This is a genomic window from Shigella sp. FC1967, assembly GCF_001743005.1.
In the GTDB taxonomy this organism is placed as follows: Bacteria; Pseudomonadota; Gammaproteobacteria; order Enterobacterales; family Enterobacteriaceae; genus Proteus.
In genome coordinates this window covers 1-239 of the sequence record NZ_MIIZ01000327.1, presented here as the reverse complement: position 1 = coordinate 239, position 239 = coordinate 1, and the positions used below count along the sequence as shown (strand labels likewise).

Below are 239 nucleotides of genomic sequence, written 5' to 3'. Positions count from 1 at the left end.
TCAAATATCACGGGGCTTGATGTGGGGCTAAGTCATTACGCCATCAAATCAGACGGCAATAAGATTGCTAATCCGCGCCACCTTATCAATGCCAGCCGTAACCTACGTCGAAAACAAAAAGCCTTATCTCGCAAGCAAAAGGGAGTGCTAATCGCCGTAAAGCCCGAATACAGCTTGCAGGTGTACACGAACGGGTAGCCAATGCCCGTGCTGATTTTCAACACAAACTCTCTCGTGCA

The 239-nt window shown here is 48.5% G+C and carries 1 pseudogene; it reads left to right on the top strand.

Annotated features, from left to right (window positions below):
- A pseudogene (locus BHE89_RS02895) lies at window positions 1-239 on the top strand (transposase); the annotation flags it as partial.